The 12,823-nt window shown below is 61.0% G+C and carries 15 protein-coding genes; 9 read left to right on the forward strand and 6 right to left on the reverse strand.

Annotated features, from left to right (window positions below; all coding sequences use genetic code 11):
- The first annotated feature begins 171 nt into the window (after nucleotides 1-171).
- From AABM54_RS07335 to AABM54_RS07360, 6 genes are all read left to right on the forward strand, one after another.
- Nucleotides 172-1,554, forward strand: coding sequence for a glutamine synthetase family protein (locus tag AABM54_RS07335; RefSeq protein ID WP_347904612.1), 1,383 nt, complete (start codon nucleotides 172-174; stop codon nucleotides 1,552-1,554).
- A 164-nt stretch (nucleotides 1,555-1,718) separates the two neighbouring features.
- Complete coding sequence (locus AABM54_RS07340) at nucleotides 1,719-3,368, forward strand: phosphoethanolamine--lipid A transferase (RefSeq protein WP_347904613.1); 1,650 nt, start codon at nucleotides 1,719-1,721, stop codon at nucleotides 3,366-3,368.
- Nucleotides 3,369-3,451: 83 nt separating this feature from the next.
- A complete protein-coding gene (locus AABM54_RS07345; RefSeq protein WP_347904614.1) occupies nucleotides 3,452-4,132 on the forward strand; it encodes a class I SAM-dependent methyltransferase in 681 nt (226 codons plus the stop codon).
- Between the two features lie 122 nt (nucleotides 4,133-4,254).
- Entirely contained in the window at nucleotides 4,255-5,388 is a 1,134-nt protein-coding gene (rnd, locus tag AABM54_RS07350; protein ID WP_347904615.1) for a ribonuclease D, read from the forward strand.
- Complete coding sequence (locus tag AABM54_RS07355; RefSeq protein ID WP_347904616.1) at nucleotides 5,385-5,678, forward strand: YcgL domain-containing protein; 294 nt, start codon at nucleotides 5,385-5,387, stop codon at nucleotides 5,676-5,678. The genes rnd and AABM54_RS07355 overlap by 4 nt, the downstream gene beginning before the upstream one ends.
- 129 nt (nucleotides 5,679-5,807) lie before the next feature.
- Nucleotides 5,808-6,740, forward strand: coding sequence for a D-2-hydroxyacid dehydrogenase (locus AABM54_RS07360; protein ID WP_347904617.1), 933 nt, complete (start codon nucleotides 5,808-5,810; stop codon nucleotides 6,738-6,740).
- 180 nt (nucleotides 6,741-6,920) lie between these two features.
- On the opposite strand, the gene AABM54_RS07365 is transcribed toward AABM54_RS07360, so the two are convergent.
- Complete coding sequence (locus AABM54_RS07365; protein ID WP_347904618.1) at nucleotides 6,921-7,514, reverse strand: nitroreductase family protein; 594 nt, start codon at nucleotides 7,512-7,514, stop codon at nucleotides 6,921-6,923.
- A 273-nt stretch (nucleotides 7,515-7,787) separates the two neighbouring features.
- On the opposite strand from AABM54_RS07365, the gene AABM54_RS07370 reads away from it, so the two are divergent.
- On the forward strand, nucleotides 7,788-8,237 hold the full coding sequence (locus tag AABM54_RS07370; protein ID WP_347904619.1) for a YcgN family cysteine cluster protein: 450 nt from the start codon (nucleotides 7,788-7,790) through the stop codon (nucleotides 8,235-8,237).
- A 46-nt stretch (nucleotides 8,238-8,283) separates the two neighbouring features.
- Nucleotides 8,284-9,513 carry a hypothetical protein gene (locus AABM54_RS07375; RefSeq protein ID WP_347904620.1) on the forward strand — a complete coding sequence of 410 codons (1,230 nt, stop codon included), beginning with the start codon at nucleotides 8,284-8,286 and terminating at the stop codon, nucleotides 9,511-9,513.
- Between the two features lie 144 nt (nucleotides 9,514-9,657).
- On the opposite strand, the gene AABM54_RS07380 is transcribed toward AABM54_RS07375, so the two are convergent.
- From AABM54_RS07380 to AABM54_RS07395, 4 genes are all read right to left on the reverse strand, one after another.
- The gene (locus AABM54_RS07380; protein ID WP_347904621.1) at nucleotides 9,658-10,035 is read right to left on the reverse strand and encodes a DUF2892 domain-containing protein; all 378 of its coding nucleotides are present in this window, start codon (nucleotides 10,033-10,035) and stop codon (nucleotides 9,658-9,660) included.
- Between the two features lie 78 nt (nucleotides 10,036-10,113).
- The gene (locus AABM54_RS07385) at nucleotides 10,114-10,584 is read right to left on the reverse strand and encodes an RNA methyltransferase (RefSeq protein ID WP_123721923.1); all 471 of its coding nucleotides are present in this window, start codon (nucleotides 10,582-10,584) and stop codon (nucleotides 10,114-10,116) included.
- A 235-nt stretch (nucleotides 10,585-10,819) separates the two neighbouring features.
- A complete protein-coding gene (locus AABM54_RS07390) occupies nucleotides 10,820-11,194 on the reverse strand; it encodes a YajD family HNH nuclease (protein WP_347904622.1) in 375 nt (124 codons plus the stop codon).
- 48 nt (nucleotides 11,195-11,242) lie between these two features.
- Nucleotides 11,243-11,929 carry a spermidine synthase gene (locus AABM54_RS07395; protein WP_007898703.1) on the reverse strand — a complete coding sequence of 229 codons (687 nt, stop codon included), beginning with the start codon at nucleotides 11,927-11,929 and terminating at the stop codon, nucleotides 11,243-11,245.
- Nucleotides 11,930-12,004: 75 nt separating this feature from the next.
- Here AABM54_RS07395 and AABM54_RS07400 point away from each other — a divergent pair, with 75 nt between their 5' ends.
- Nucleotides 12,005-12,283 carry a hypothetical protein gene (locus AABM54_RS07400; RefSeq protein WP_347904623.1) on the forward strand — a complete coding sequence of 93 codons (279 nt, stop codon included), beginning with the start codon at nucleotides 12,005-12,007 and terminating at the stop codon, nucleotides 12,281-12,283.
- On the opposite strand, the gene AABM54_RS07405 is transcribed toward AABM54_RS07400, so the two are convergent.
- The gene (locus tag AABM54_RS07405) at nucleotides 12,280-12,753 is read right to left on the reverse strand and encodes a cyclic nucleotide-binding domain-containing protein (RefSeq protein WP_347904624.1); all 474 of its coding nucleotides are present in this window, start codon (nucleotides 12,751-12,753) and stop codon (nucleotides 12,280-12,282) included. The two genes, AABM54_RS07400 and AABM54_RS07405, sit on opposite strands and share 4 nt — an antisense overlap.
- Between the last annotated feature and the right edge of the window lie 70 nt (nucleotides 12,754-12,823).

A 12,823-nucleotide genomic window follows, 5' to 3' on the forward strand; every position in this document is an offset into this window, starting at 1 on the left:
TCGTTGCACTCCCTTCTGAACTGGCCTTCTGGGCGCTGTGGCATTGTCGCCATGCGCGCCCACCGGACGCCTGACTTTCTTGTTGAGTGTTCTGAACGGTCCTTGCCTTGCGTGCAAGGGCCTGACCGGCGGCGCCTGCGCGTCTGCCTGACGTGAAGTGCGAGCGTTCCCATGAGTTGTGCCACGACCTCTTTTGCCTCAAAACAACAAGCCCTGACGTTTCTGGAACTGAACCCGGATATCGAGATGTTCGAGTTGTTCATCCTCGACAACAACGGTGTGCCACGGGGCAAATTGCTCCATCGCGATGAACTGCTGGCGGTCTATGAAAGCGGCCGGCCGCTGCCGAGCACCATCCTCGGGCTGACCATCAACGGCGATGACGTGGAAAACTCCGGCCTGGTGTGGGAAGTCGGCGACATCGATTGTCGCGCTTACCCCTTGAGCGGCAGTTTGCAGCGCATGCCGTGGCGCAAGATGCCAACGGCGGCGGTACAGGTGAGCATGCACCCGCAGGAGGGAATGCCGGCCACGGTCGCCGACCCGCGACACGTGCTGAACAAGGTGATCGAAGGGCTCAAGGCCGATGGCTATTACCCGGTGATGGCGGCGGAGCTGGAGTTCTACCTGATCGACCAGCAGCGCGACAGCAACGGTCGTCCGCAACCGGCGCGGGATGCCGACGGTGGCCGGCCACGCTCTACGCAGGTGTACGGTTTGCGTGAGCTGGAGCAGATCGAACCCTTCCTCGCCGACCTCTACGCGGCCTGCAAACTCCAGGGCATTGCGGCGCGCACGGCGATTTCCGAATACGCACCTGGGCAGGTGGAGATCACCCTCGAACACCGCACGGATGCCCTGCAAGCCATGGACGAAGCGGTGCGCTACAAAAGGCTGGTCAAGGGCGTGGCCCACCAGCACGCGATGGCGGCCTGTTTCATGGCCAAACCCTTTGATGACTTGGCAGGCACCGGCCTGCACATGCACGTCAGCCTGGCCGACAAGGACGGCAACAACCTGTTCGCCAGCGAAGCACCGGACGGCACGCCGCTGCTCAGGCAAGCGGTGGGCGGGATGCTCAGCACCTTGCTCGACTCGCTGTTGATGTTCTGCCCCAACGCCAACTCCTATCGGCGCTTCCAGACCAACAGCTACGCACCGCTGGCTGCCACCTGGGGTGTCGACAACCGCACGGTGAGCCTGAGAGTGCCGGGCGGCCCGGCGTTTTCGCGGCACATCGAACATCGCATTTGCGGTGCAGACGCCAACCCTTATCTGGCGGCGGCTGCCATTCTGGCAGGGATTCATCGCGGTATCCGCGAGCAGCGCGACCCCGGCGCGCCGGTGACAGGCAATGGCTATGCCCAGGCCAAGGAGTTACTGCCCACCGACTGGCTGACCACGTTGCGAGCGCTTGAAGGTTCAGCCTGGGCGCGGGAGGCCTTCGGCGCTGAATTTCTAGGGGTGTACCTGGCGGTCAAGCGCGCCGAGTACCGTCAGTTCATGGGCGAAGTGGGCGAGCAGGACTGGCGCTGGTATTTGCATACGGCTTGAGGGGGAGCGCGGCACGCATGAACGGTGCTGCTTAAATCTTTTGTTGGCTTCTTTTTCACGAAACATTGATGGTTGGCTGCTTAAGGTTCGTGCCGGCGTGGAAGGTGAATATTTTTTCATTATTTCTGCGTCGGTACTTACTTCAAGGAACAAGCAGATCCCCCATGTTGAACGTTAAAGCCGTACGCCCCGAGTGGGTGACGTTGATTGCCAGCGCCTTCCTATTAATCGGCTTCAACTCTGTTCTGTGGCAACACCTCTTTGAAATCACCGCGTCGGACGCTCCCGGTATCGCCATGCGCGTGGCCTTCGGGGTGATGGTGTTCTGTGCGTTCAACATTGTGTTGACCCTGCTGGCCTTTCGACCTGTGCTCAAACCGCTGTTGATGCTGATGTTTTTGATCAGCGCAGGCGTGGCGTATTTCATGAGTCAGTACGGTGTGTTGATCGATGCCGGAATGTTTCGCAACTTCGCCGAAACCAACACCACCGAAGTACGTGACTTGTTGTCGCTGAAGTTGCTGGCTTACATTGTTTTATTGGGGGTTCTGCCGTCGTGGTTAGTTTGGAAAACACCCATTAACTATCGTCGTTGGTACCGTGAACTGTTAAGCAAGCTGTTGGTGGGGATCGTCTCGGTGAGCGCGATTGGCGCTGTAGCGCTGATTAATTACCAAGGGTTGGCCTCATTGTTTCGCAATCACCATGAACTGCACTTGATGGTCGTGCCCAGCAATTACATCGGGGCATCGATCGGCTATGTGAGCGAGCAAGTGGTTTCTGCCCGACAGCCGTTCGTCAAGATTGGCGAGGACGCGAAGAAGAACCCGGACTGGCAGGCCCACACGCGTAAATCGTTGACGGTGCTGGTGGTCGGCGAAAGCGCCCGGGCGCAGAACTTCGGCATCCTGGGCTACGACCGCGATACCACCCCGCAACTGAGCCAGGAAAATGGCCTGATCGCCTTCACCGACGTGCATTCCTGCGGCACGGAGACGGCTGTTTCGGTGCCGTGCATGTTCTCCAACATGGGTCGCAAGGACTACAACGCCAGCAAGGCGAAAAACCAGGAAGGCCTGCTCGACGTGCTCCAGCGTGCCGGGCTGCAAGTGATCTGGCGCGATAACCAGTCGGGCTGCAAAGGCACGTGCGACCGGGTGACCGTTGAAGATGTGAGCAACCTCAAGGACCCGGCCCTGTGTGCCAACAGCGAGTGCCGCGACGAAATCCTCTTGCAGGGTTTGCAGCACTTTATCGACACGCTCGACAAGGACACCGTGCTGGTGCTGCATCAGATGGGCAGCCATGGCCCGGAGTACTTCAAGCGTTACCCCAAGGCCTTCGAGCGCTTTACCCCGGTCTGCGAAAGCAATGCGCTGAACAATTGCAGCCGCGACAGCATCGTCAATGGCTACGACAACACTTTGCTGTACACCGATCATGTGTTGTCGATGCTGATCGACTTGCTGCGCAGCAATCAGGAGAAAGTCGACACCGCGATGCTCTACCTGTCCGATCACGGCGAATCCCTGGGCGAATACAACCTGTACCTGCACGGGACGCCCTACATGCTGGCGCCGGAACAACAGAAGCACGTGGCGATGTTCGCCTGGTTCTCCGACAGCTATCAAAAGGCGTTTTCGCTCGATACCCAGTGTTTGCAGCGTAACCGCAACAAGCCGTTGAGCCAGGACAACCTGTTTCACTCGATGCTGGGGCTGCTGAAAATCAACAGCAGTGTGTACAACGTTCGCCAGGACCTTTTTGCCGTGTGCCCGGGCAGTTCGGCTGACGGCGTGCTGGCCGCTCAGTGAAATCGATGCCGTTTTCGACCTTTTTTTCACGCGCCAGTCGTTAACCTGTCGCCAGTAGTTACTTCCAACAAGAGCCGCCCGCCATGTCAGCCCAACCACCCTCAGCCGTCGAACTCGAGTTCGCCCGGCGCTACGACCAGGAGCATGCCAGAGTCTGCCTCCAGCCGCGGCCTCGTGGCTTGGCGGCGCGGTTGTCGCAGTGGCGTGGCGAGCAACTGATGCGCCATGCGCTCAAGGTGGCGGGCGAACCCGGGCTGGTGCTGGACGTGGCCTGTGGGGCCGGGAGCTTCTGGCCGGTACTGGCCGAGCACGGTAACCGGGTGATCCTGGCGGCCGATCAATCCCAGGACATGCTCAACCACGCCCAGACCCACCACCCGGCGGCGCTGCTCAAACGGGTCAAGACCTTCCAGAGTTCGGCCTTCAGCATCGGCCTCTCGGAAAATGCCGTGGACTGCATTTTCTGCATGCGTTTGTTTCAGCATGTCGACAGCAGTGAACACCGGCTGGCCATGCTGCAGGAGTTTCACCGGGTCAGCCGTGACACGGTGATTGTCTCGGTACGCCTTGAGCGATCGATCAAGGTGGGGCCGCGCCTGGAAGCCGACAACCTGTCGTTTGTGGGGGCTCAAGCCCCGCGGGCGACGAGCAAATCCCAGGTGGAAGCCGAGTTCCGCGAGGCCGGATTCGAGGTGCTCAACCATCGGGACTTCGTGCCCGGTTTTGCCCTGACGCGGGTTTATGTGCTGCGAAAAACCAGCTAACCCGGTCAACCGTCACTATTTCTTTCATTCTGGTGATGATTTCGCCCTCGCTCTCGCTCAGTGGACGCTCGAAAATCGCGGGGGCGATATATACTGCGCGCCATTCTTCAAGGGAGAGCCGTGTGGCCATCGATATTCACTGGATTCGCGACAACGATAGCCTCGGTCAGTTTTGCGCCCAATGGCAGCAGTTGCCCTTCGTCGCCCTCGACACCGAATTCATGCGGGTCGACACCTTTTACCCGATAGCCGGCCTGTTGCAGATTGGCGATGGCGTACGCGCTTACCTGATTGATCCTTTGACGATCGACAACTGGCAACCCCTGGCCGCGTTGCTGGAAAACCCGGCCGTGGTCAAAGTCGTGCATGCCTGCAGCGAAGACCTCGAAGTGTTGTTGCGCCTGACCGGCAGCCTGCCCGTGCCGTTGTTCGACACCCAACTGGCCGCCGCCTACCTGAACCTGGGTTTCTCCATGGGTTACTCGCGTCTGGTGCAGGAAGTGCTCGGCATCGACCTGCCCAAGGGCGAAACCCGCTCGGACTGGCTGCAACGCCCGCTCTCGGACACCCAGATCAGCTACGCCGCCGAAGATGCGCTGCACCTGGCGGAAGTCTTCGTACGCCTGCGGCCGAAACTGTCGGACGACAAGTACGCCTGGGTCCTGGAGGATGGCGCCGAACTGGTGGCCAACCTGCGCCGCGAAGTCGACCCGTACGAGGTGTACCGCGAGGCCAAGCTGGCCTGGAAACTGTCCCGTGCCCAACTCGCCGTGCTGCGTGAACTGTGCGCCTGGCGCGAACATGAGGCCCGTGCCCGTGACCTGCCGCGCAACCGTATCGTGCGCGAGCATTCCCTGTGGCCGCTGGCCCGCACCCAGCCGGACAACCTCGGCGCACTGGCAAAAATCGAAGACATGCACCCGCGTACCGTGCGTCAGGACGGCGAGTTTCTGCTCGACCTGATCAAGCGCGCCGGCAGTGTGTCGCCCGACCAATGGCCGTCGGCCGTGCCGGAGCCGTTGCCGGTGGACGCGGCGGGGCTGATCAAGCGCCTGCGTGCGCTCGGCCAGGCCGAAGCCGAGCGACTGAATATCGCCCCGGAATTGATGCTGCGCAAGAAAACCCTGGAAGCCCTGCTCAAGAGCGGCTTCCCCAATGGTCCCTACCAATTGCCTGAGTCGCTGCGTGGCTGGCGCCGCGAGTTGATGGGCCAGGCGCTGCTCGACAGCCTGGCCACCGCCGGAGAACAGCCTTGAAACGTATTTGCTCGATCTACCGAAGCCTGAAGAAAAACGAGATGTACCTCTACGTGCTCAAAAGCGATGCACTGGAGCGCGTTCCGGAAAACCTGCTGCTGGCCTTCGGCAAACCGCACCACGCCTTCGACCTGGTGCTGAGCCCCGAGCGCAAGCTCTCGCGCGAAGACATCACCGTCGTGTTGGAAAACCTCGACAAGCAGGGCTATCACCTGCAAATGCCGCCCGCTGAAGACGAGTACATCGAGCACTTGCCTGAAGAGCTGCTGCGACGTAATGATCCGATCTGACGGATACCCGCCGGTGCTCTGTCCAGAGCACCGTTGAAACAATGGATTTGAATATTTTGGCGATGGCCGCGAACGAGGGAGTCACACTCCTTCGGCGGTCTTCTGCACAGTTTTTTGAAGGTTTGAACCATGCGCGTTCTGATTGCCGAGCACGACCACGCTCACTACGCCCAACTGCTGCGCCAGGCTGCACCTGATTTGCAGGTCATGACCAGCGGCGACTCCGCGGAACTGGCCAGCCTGGCCGCCGACTGCCCGGTCTGGCTTGGCCAGCCGGATTTGCTCGCAACCCTGCTGCGTCAGGGCCACCAGCCACAATGGCTGCAATCGACGTGGGCGGGCATCACGCCGCTGCTCGCCGAGGGGTTGACCCGCAACTACCGGTTGACCCGCGCCGTGGGTATTTTCGGTCAGGTGATGGCCGAATACGTACTGACTTACCTGCTCGGCCACGAGCGCGAAGTGCTGGCGCGGCTGGTCAGCCAGGTCGAGCGCAAGTGGGACAACCGCCTGGGCCAGAGCCTGGCCGGGCGCAAGGTGCTGATCGTCGGTGCCGGTGACATCGGCCAGAGCGTGGCGCAGTTTCTGCTGCCGTTTGGCGTTCACCTGTACGGTATTGCCAGCGAAGCGCGGGAGCAGGCGCCGTTCATTGAAGTCGCGCCGCTGAGCGAGTTGGGTCGGCTGGTGGGCGAGGTCGATTACGTGGTCAACCTGTTGCCGAACACGCCGGTAACGCATGACCTGTACAACGCCGCGCTGTTCAAGCAGTTCAAGTCGACCGGTCTGTTCATCAACGTCGGCCGCGGCGTGGCAGTGGTCGATGCGGACTTGGTGCAAGCACTCAAGGACGGGCATTTGGCAGGCGCGGTCATCGACGTCTGCCGTCAGGAACCGTTGCCGCAACGTCATCCGTTCTGGACCGCCTGGGGCCTGCTGCTGACCGGCCACAGCTCGGCACCGACGTCGCCGTCGATGATGGTGCAGCTGTTTGTCGAAAACCTGCGGGCGTATCAGGCAGGTGGGGCATTGCGCGGGGAAGTGGACTTCAATCGCGGTTATTGAAACCACACAGAACAACTGTGGGAGCGGGCTTATTGTGGCGAGGGAGCTTGCTCCCGCTCGGCCGCGAAGCAGTCGTAAACCCGCGGATGCGTTTTTTCAAATTAACGCGGTCGCGAATCTTGGGATTGCTTCGCAACCCAGCGGGAGCAAGCTCCCTCGCCACAGGGATTTCAGTGTGGCTTAGAGGCTGAAATCACCTTCCGCCGCCAGTTCGCTCAACGGGCGGCGCGGGCTCGGTTCTTCTCGGGCTTGCAGGTAGTCCGCCAGCGTGGCCTTGTCGCCCAGTTTGCCGACGGCAATAGCTGCGTGCAGTGCATAACCTTCAGGGATGTTCAGTTCCTTGCGGGTCAGTTCCTGATCGAAACCGGCCATGCCGTGGGTGTGCCAGCCGCTGATGGATGCTTGCAGGGCCAGATGGCCCCAGGCCGAGCCGGTGTCGAAGGTGTGCCACAGGGCCGGGGTTTCTTCTTCGGCGCCGGGGACGGCAAAGGTGGTTTTCGAAATCACGATCACCAGTGCCGACGCGTGTTGCGCCCAGCCACGGTTGAACTCATTCAGCAGGCCCAGGAAACGCTCCCAGTTCGGCGTGTCACGGCGTGCATAGAGAAAACGCCACGGCTGCGAGTTGTAGGCCGACGGCGCCCAGCGTGCTGCTTCGAAAAAGCTCAGCAGGGTTTCTTCGGGGATGCTTTCGCCCGTGAACGCCCGCGGCGACCAGCGGTCGGTGAACTGAGGGTGGATGGCATATTCGGCAACGCGGGGATTGGCGCTCATGGAGAGATTCCTGACGACGTTTGATGAATGAACGGTTGAATGAAAGCCTGCGGGCGCAGTAGGGCTGAGCGGTGAGGGTTTTCCGACCTTCACCTGAATGCAACGCGGTTGCGCGTTAATGGCATGCAGCAGGGCCCATTGCGACCCGCCACGCTACTGTGCGCCGTGATAACTGACAAGTCCTGTTACACCGGCAGTCGCCAGCGCTTGGCCCACGGGGCCTGGGGCACTAGACTGGCGGCCTTTTCACTTCCTGATGTTGATGCTGGAACCATGGCCGCCAAAGTTGAACCCTTCTGGATACGCAAAACCCTCGACCAACTCGACCAACAGGAGTGGGAGTCGTTGTGCGATGGCTGTGGCCTGTGCTGCCTGCAAAAGCTCGAGGATGAAGAGGACAACAGCGTTTACTACACGCGCATCGCCTGCAAACTGCTGGACCTGAAAACCTGCCAGTGCACCGATTATCCGAATCGCCGCGACTCGGTCCCGGACTGCATCCAGCTCACGCCGGGCAAGGCTGACCAGTTCAAATGGCTGCCGCCGACCTGTGGCTATCGCCTGGTCAGCGAGAGCAAGGACTTGCCGCTCTGGCACCACCTGGTCTGCGGTGACCGGGATGCGGTGCACCATGAGCGGATTTCCCAATCCGGGCGCATGCTGGCCGAAGGCAGCGTGGCCGAGGATGACTGGGAAGATCATCTGATTTTTCGCGCGGGTTAAGCGCGCATACGCAGTGTTGTAGAAAACGAATCACGAAGGAGTGTGTATGGCTGTGGGGTTGAGGCTGCCGTTGGCCGTTTGGCTGTTGGCGCTGAGTTCGCCCGTGTGGGCGGCGAAAAAAGTCGATCTGGATTACCACGTGCGTCTGTTGCCGCAAAGTGATCAGGCCGAAGTCCGCCTGACGCTGGCGCAAGGCACGGCGGTGCGCAGCCTGGATTTCGATCTGGGTGACGGCAGCCATTACAGCGACTTCAAGGCCGACGGCCAGTGGCAACTCACGCCGGGCAAGGCAGCACGCGGTGTCTGGCGCCCGGCCGCCGACAAGGCGAGCCTGACTTACCGCGTACGCATCAGCCATTCCCCGAAAAACGGCAGCTTCAATACGCGCATGACCCCGAACTGGGCGTTGATGCGCGGCGATGATCTGGTGCCGTCGGCGCGCCTGGATCAGCAGGATGGCACTGAACTGGTGTCGCGCCTGGAATTCGAATTACCGGCCGGCTGGAAAAGCGTCGAAACGGCGTGGCCGCGCATCGGCAAGAACCGTTTTCGCATCGACAACGTGTCGCGACTGTTCGACCGGCCAACCGGCTGGATGCTCGCCGGGAACCTGGGCAGCCGTCGCACGCGTCTGGGGGAAACAGAAGTCACGGTCGCTTCGCCGCAAGGGCAGGGCATGCACCGCATGGACGTGCTGACGCTGCTGACGTTTGTCTGGCCGCAAATGCAGGCGGTTTTTCCTCGTCATCCGAACAAGCTACTGATTGTCGGGGCGGGCGACCCGATGTGGCGTGGCAGCCTGGCGGGGCACGAATCGATTTACCTGCACAGCCGTTTGCCGCTGGTCAGCGAAAGCGGCAGCAGCCCGTTGTTGCGCGAGCTGGCCCAGGTGTTCGGGCGCATCAATGACCGTGACCGCAGCGACTGGATCAGCGAAGGGTTTGCCGAGTATTACGCCATTGAACTACTGCGCCGTGCCGGTGGCATGAGCGACGAACGCTATCAGACCCTGGAAAGCAAACTGGCCAAGGTCAGCCAAAAGGTCAGCACCTTGCGCGGTGACACGTTAAGCCCGGCCGCCGTGGCCAAAGCGGTGTTGCTGTTGCAGGAACTGGACCGCGAGATTCGCCTGAAGACCCGCAACAAGCGTTCGCTCGATGATATGTTGCGCGGCGCGATGCACCTGGAGCAGGTCAGCACGAAGGAGTTCGTGGCCCTGGCCGAGAGCATCATTGGCGAGCCGTCCAAGGTCCTCGATACCGGGTTGCTTCGCTAACACCAGCTTCGCGAGTAAACCCGCTCCCACACGTGATCCCGGTCGTTCACAAGGTTTGTGTACGCAGATGATCTAGTGTGGGAGCGGGCTTGCTCGCGAAGGCGATCCGACGAAGAGGCCGTTAGCCTCACCACTTCTTCCGAATCAAACCTCGGTCTTGGTCGAACTCAGTGAATCATTGCCCGTCACTGTCGCGGTACGTGTAGCCGCTTCGGCATTGGCCTTGAGGTCTTTGAGTTCTTGCCCGGCCCGTTCGATTCTCGAACGCACGTTGTCCATGTCCCGACGACTCTTCTCCAGGAAGCTTTTCGCCGAGCTATGGCCAGTAATGCCACGGGCCAGGGCTGCGCCACCCAGCGCCACCTGAATCAAACCGAACACGCCGCCACGGCGCAGGCCCTTGCCCACCATCACCACGCCACCGGCCAGTGAGCCGATGCGTTCCCAACCCTCGACGTTCTGTGTCGCGTGTGTCTGAAACGGCGTGGCGTCGATGGGTTCTACGCGTTTGATCTCGCTCATGATCTGTTTCCTCAGGGGGCAATGGATAGAAGGCTGACTGCGCAGGCGGCCGACTTGTTCCATCCGGTGTTCAGCGTATCAGCGGAATTTGGGGCCGGAGCGGGTGTTGTTGCCCTTGGCCATGCGGTCGTAAAGCACCACGTTGACGGTGGCGGCGAGGTTCATGCAGCCGGTGGTCGGGATGTACACCACGTCCTCGCACCAGTCGCGGATCTCTTTGTCGAGCGAGCCGTCTTCCGGGCCGAAGATGTACAGCGCGCGGTCCGGGTGTGTGTATTCCGGCAGAGAGCGGGCGCCGTCGACCAGTTCCACGGCGACCGGGACGCAACCCAGGGGCAGGATTTTCTTCAGGTCGTCGATGCCGATCAGCGGAATGTCGCAGTGGACTTTCTTGGTGTCGGTGACGAAGTCGGCGGCGCGTTCATAACGCTTGCCGGTATAGAACACGGACGCCACGCCATAACAGCCAGCGGCGCGCATCACCGAACCAACGTTCTCGGGTGATTTGGGGTTATACAAACCAATGCAGCTGTACCGTTTATCTGCCACGAGCGGGGTGCCTTCGGAAAAAAGCGCGATTATACGGGTTTGTTGGCATGCCGGTCAGATAAGGGCAATTTGGTGTGGTGGGCTGTTGTGGCGAGGGAGCTTGCTCCCGCTCGGCTGCGAAGCAGTCGTAAGACGGCTGACGCGTGTTATCTGACAAACCGCGGTTGCAGGTTTTGGGGCCGCTTCGCAGCCCAGCGGGAGCAAGCTCCCTCGCCACAGGGGCCAGGGCGAGGCCTTACTCGTCTTTTTTCATCAGGCCAGCCAACGCCGCAAACGGGTTGTGGGTGGCCTTGGCGATGGTCGGGGTGCTCAGGGAGCCATCGCCGAAATATTGCTGGTCGGTGTAGCGCGAGTGTTCGTTGTCGTGACAATACAGGCACAACAGCTCCCAGTTGGAACCGTCCTGCGGGTTGTTGTCGTGGTTGTGGTCGCGGTGGTGCACGGTCAACTCGCTCAGGCGTTTGCCGGCGAACTCACGGGCACAGCGCCCGCACACGTGCGGGTACATTTTCAGGGCTTTGTCGCGGTAGCCCATTTCGCGGTCGCGCTGGGCGTCGGCGAGGATGCGGTCCAGTTTGGCGGTGTTGGACGGCGGTGTTGACGAACTCATGGGTTCACCTTTGTAAAAGACTAATGACGGTTATAAACGCAGTTTAGCTCAGCCCTTGAGCTTCTCGGCAATCCAGATCGTGTGGCGGGTGCCCTTGTTTCCGTGGGCGAAGACCTGCACTTCCTCGGCCTTGAAACCGGCCTTCTTCAATTTGTCGGAGAACTGACGGTCGGCGCTGGCCGACCATACCGCCAGCACGCCTTTGGGGCGCAGGGCCTTGGCGCATGCACTCAAGCCACCGGCGGAATACAGCCAGCTGTTGGCCTTCTGGGTCAGGCCTTCGGGGCCGTTGTCGACATCCAGCATGATCGCGTCAAAGCCTTGCGGTTCGGCTTGCAGGACCTTGGCCACGTCTTCCATGCGGATCACCGTGCGTGGGTCGAGCAGTGGGTTTCCGGCTTTCTCTCCCAGCGGCCCACGGTTCCATTCGACGACCCCTGGCACCAGTTCGGCAACCACCACTTCGGCGGTCTTGCCCAGATGCTTGAGTGCCGAAGCGAGGGTGAACCCCATGCCCAGGCCACCGATCAGCACCCGGGAGTTCGGCCGGCCGGCGACCTTGCGGCAGGGAATCTCGGCCAAGGCATCCTCGGAGCCATGCATGCGGGTGTTCATCAGTTGCCCGCCGTCACCGCCCTGGATTTTGATGACGAAGTCTTCGCCGTACTCGAACAGGCACAAGGCACCGCCGTTTTCCGGGATCGGGGTGGTGTCGAGCAGAACGAAACGTTTCATGGAAATCTCAATGGGGGAGGGCAAAGCGCCGCGGTTGGAGTAGCCTGAGGCCTGATAACTGCCACGGAGCCATAGATGAAGCGCACCATTCTAACGGTCATTGTGCTGGGCGTGTTCTCGATCGGCATGGCGCAGGCCGAGGACTTGCTCAGCGTGCCGGTCACCCCCACGCCCGCCATCGGCTCGCCGGGCACCGCAACGCCTACGCCTTACCCGCAAGTGACACCCACCGCCGTGCCCAAGGCGGGCAATGGCAACGGCAGCGTCCCGCTGTTGCCGCCCATCGAAATGCCCAGCCCGCCGAAGGATCAAACATTGCCGGCGCTGGAAAAGGCCAAGACGCCGGGCGGTTAAACCTGCTGCGAGAGCAGTTGGCCGTCAGCCATGCGCAGGCGCCTGGAGAGCGAAACCGCGATGGCACGGATGATCTTGGCGGCGATTTTCGGCGCGTCGTTGAGCATTTTTTCCAGGGAATCCTTGCCCAGGTTCAGGAGCTGGCAATGAGTTGCTGCCACGCAACTGGCTGAACGCCGTTCGCCATCAAGCACGGCCATCTCACCGAACGCCCGGCCACTGCGCAGGGTGGCGATGGTCACGCGCTGGCCGTCGCTGTTGGTTTTTTGCACGGCTACCTGGCCGGTGTGGATGATGCACATGAAACTGCCGGCATCGCCCTCGTGGAAAATTTCTTCGCCCCCGGCGATGGTGCTGAGGCTGAAATAACCGGCAGCCGCCGCGAAGTCGGCCAGTTGCAGTTGGTCGAACAGGCCGCAGTCCATCAACCAGTCGCGGATTTCATTGTTCAATAAGGTCGGTTCTGACATGTCGTTACGGTCTTTTTCTTGTGGCGGTTGCGGGTTCGAAATTGAAGCCACCGCAAATCCCGTGAAAGGG

Source organism: Pseudomonas purpurea (assembly GCF_039908635.1).
Classification (GTDB): domain Bacteria; phylum Pseudomonadota; class Gammaproteobacteria; order Pseudomonadales; family Pseudomonadaceae; genus Aquipseudomonas; species Aquipseudomonas purpurea.

Excerpts from the sequence above, each read along its gene's own strand:
- AABM54_RS07360 (WP_347904617.1), top strand. The coding sequence starts at position 5,808 with ATGCGCGTTCTGATTGCCGAGCACGACCACGCTCACTACGCCCAACTG.
- AABM54_RS07380 (WP_347904621.1), bottom strand. The coding sequence starts at position 10,035 with ATGAGCGAGATCAAACGCGTAGAACCCATCGACGCCACGCCGTTTCAG.
- AABM54_RS07345 (WP_347904614.1), top strand. The coding sequence starts at position 3,452 with ATGTCAGCCCAACCACCCTCAGCCGTCGAACTCGAGTTCGCCCGGCGC.
- AABM54_RS07365 (WP_347904618.1), bottom strand. The coding sequence starts at position 7,514 with ATGAGCGCCAATCCCCGCGTTGCCGAATATGCCATCCACCCTCAGTTC.
- AABM54_RS07405 (WP_347904624.1), bottom strand. The coding sequence starts at position 12,753 with ATGTCAGAACCGACCTTATTGAACAATGAAATCCGCGACTGGTTGATG.
- AABM54_RS07335 (WP_347904612.1), top strand. The coding sequence starts at position 172 with ATGAGTTGTGCCACGACCTCTTTTGCCTCAAAACAACAAGCCCTGACG.
- AABM54_RS07395 (WP_007898703.1), bottom strand. The coding sequence starts at position 11,929 with ATGAAACGTTTCGTTCTGCTCGACACCACCCCGATCCCGGAAAACGGC.
- AABM54_RS07340 (WP_347904613.1), top strand. The coding sequence starts at position 1,719 with ATGTTGAACGTTAAAGCCGTACGCCCCGAGTGGGTGACGTTGATTGCC.
- AABM54_RS07370 (WP_347904619.1), top strand. The coding sequence starts at position 7,788 with ATGGCCGCCAAAGTTGAACCCTTCTGGATACGCAAAACCCTCGACCAA.
- AABM54_RS07375 (WP_347904620.1), top strand. The coding sequence starts at position 8,284 with ATGGCTGTGGGGTTGAGGCTGCCGTTGGCCGTTTGGCTGTTGGCGCTG.
- AABM54_RS07390 (WP_347904622.1), bottom strand. The coding sequence starts at position 11,194 with ATGAGTTCGTCAACACCGCCGTCCAACACCGCCAAACTGGACCGCATC.
- AABM54_RS07400 (WP_347904623.1), top strand. The coding sequence starts at position 12,005 with ATGAAGCGCACCATTCTAACGGTCATTGTGCTGGGCGTGTTCTCGATC.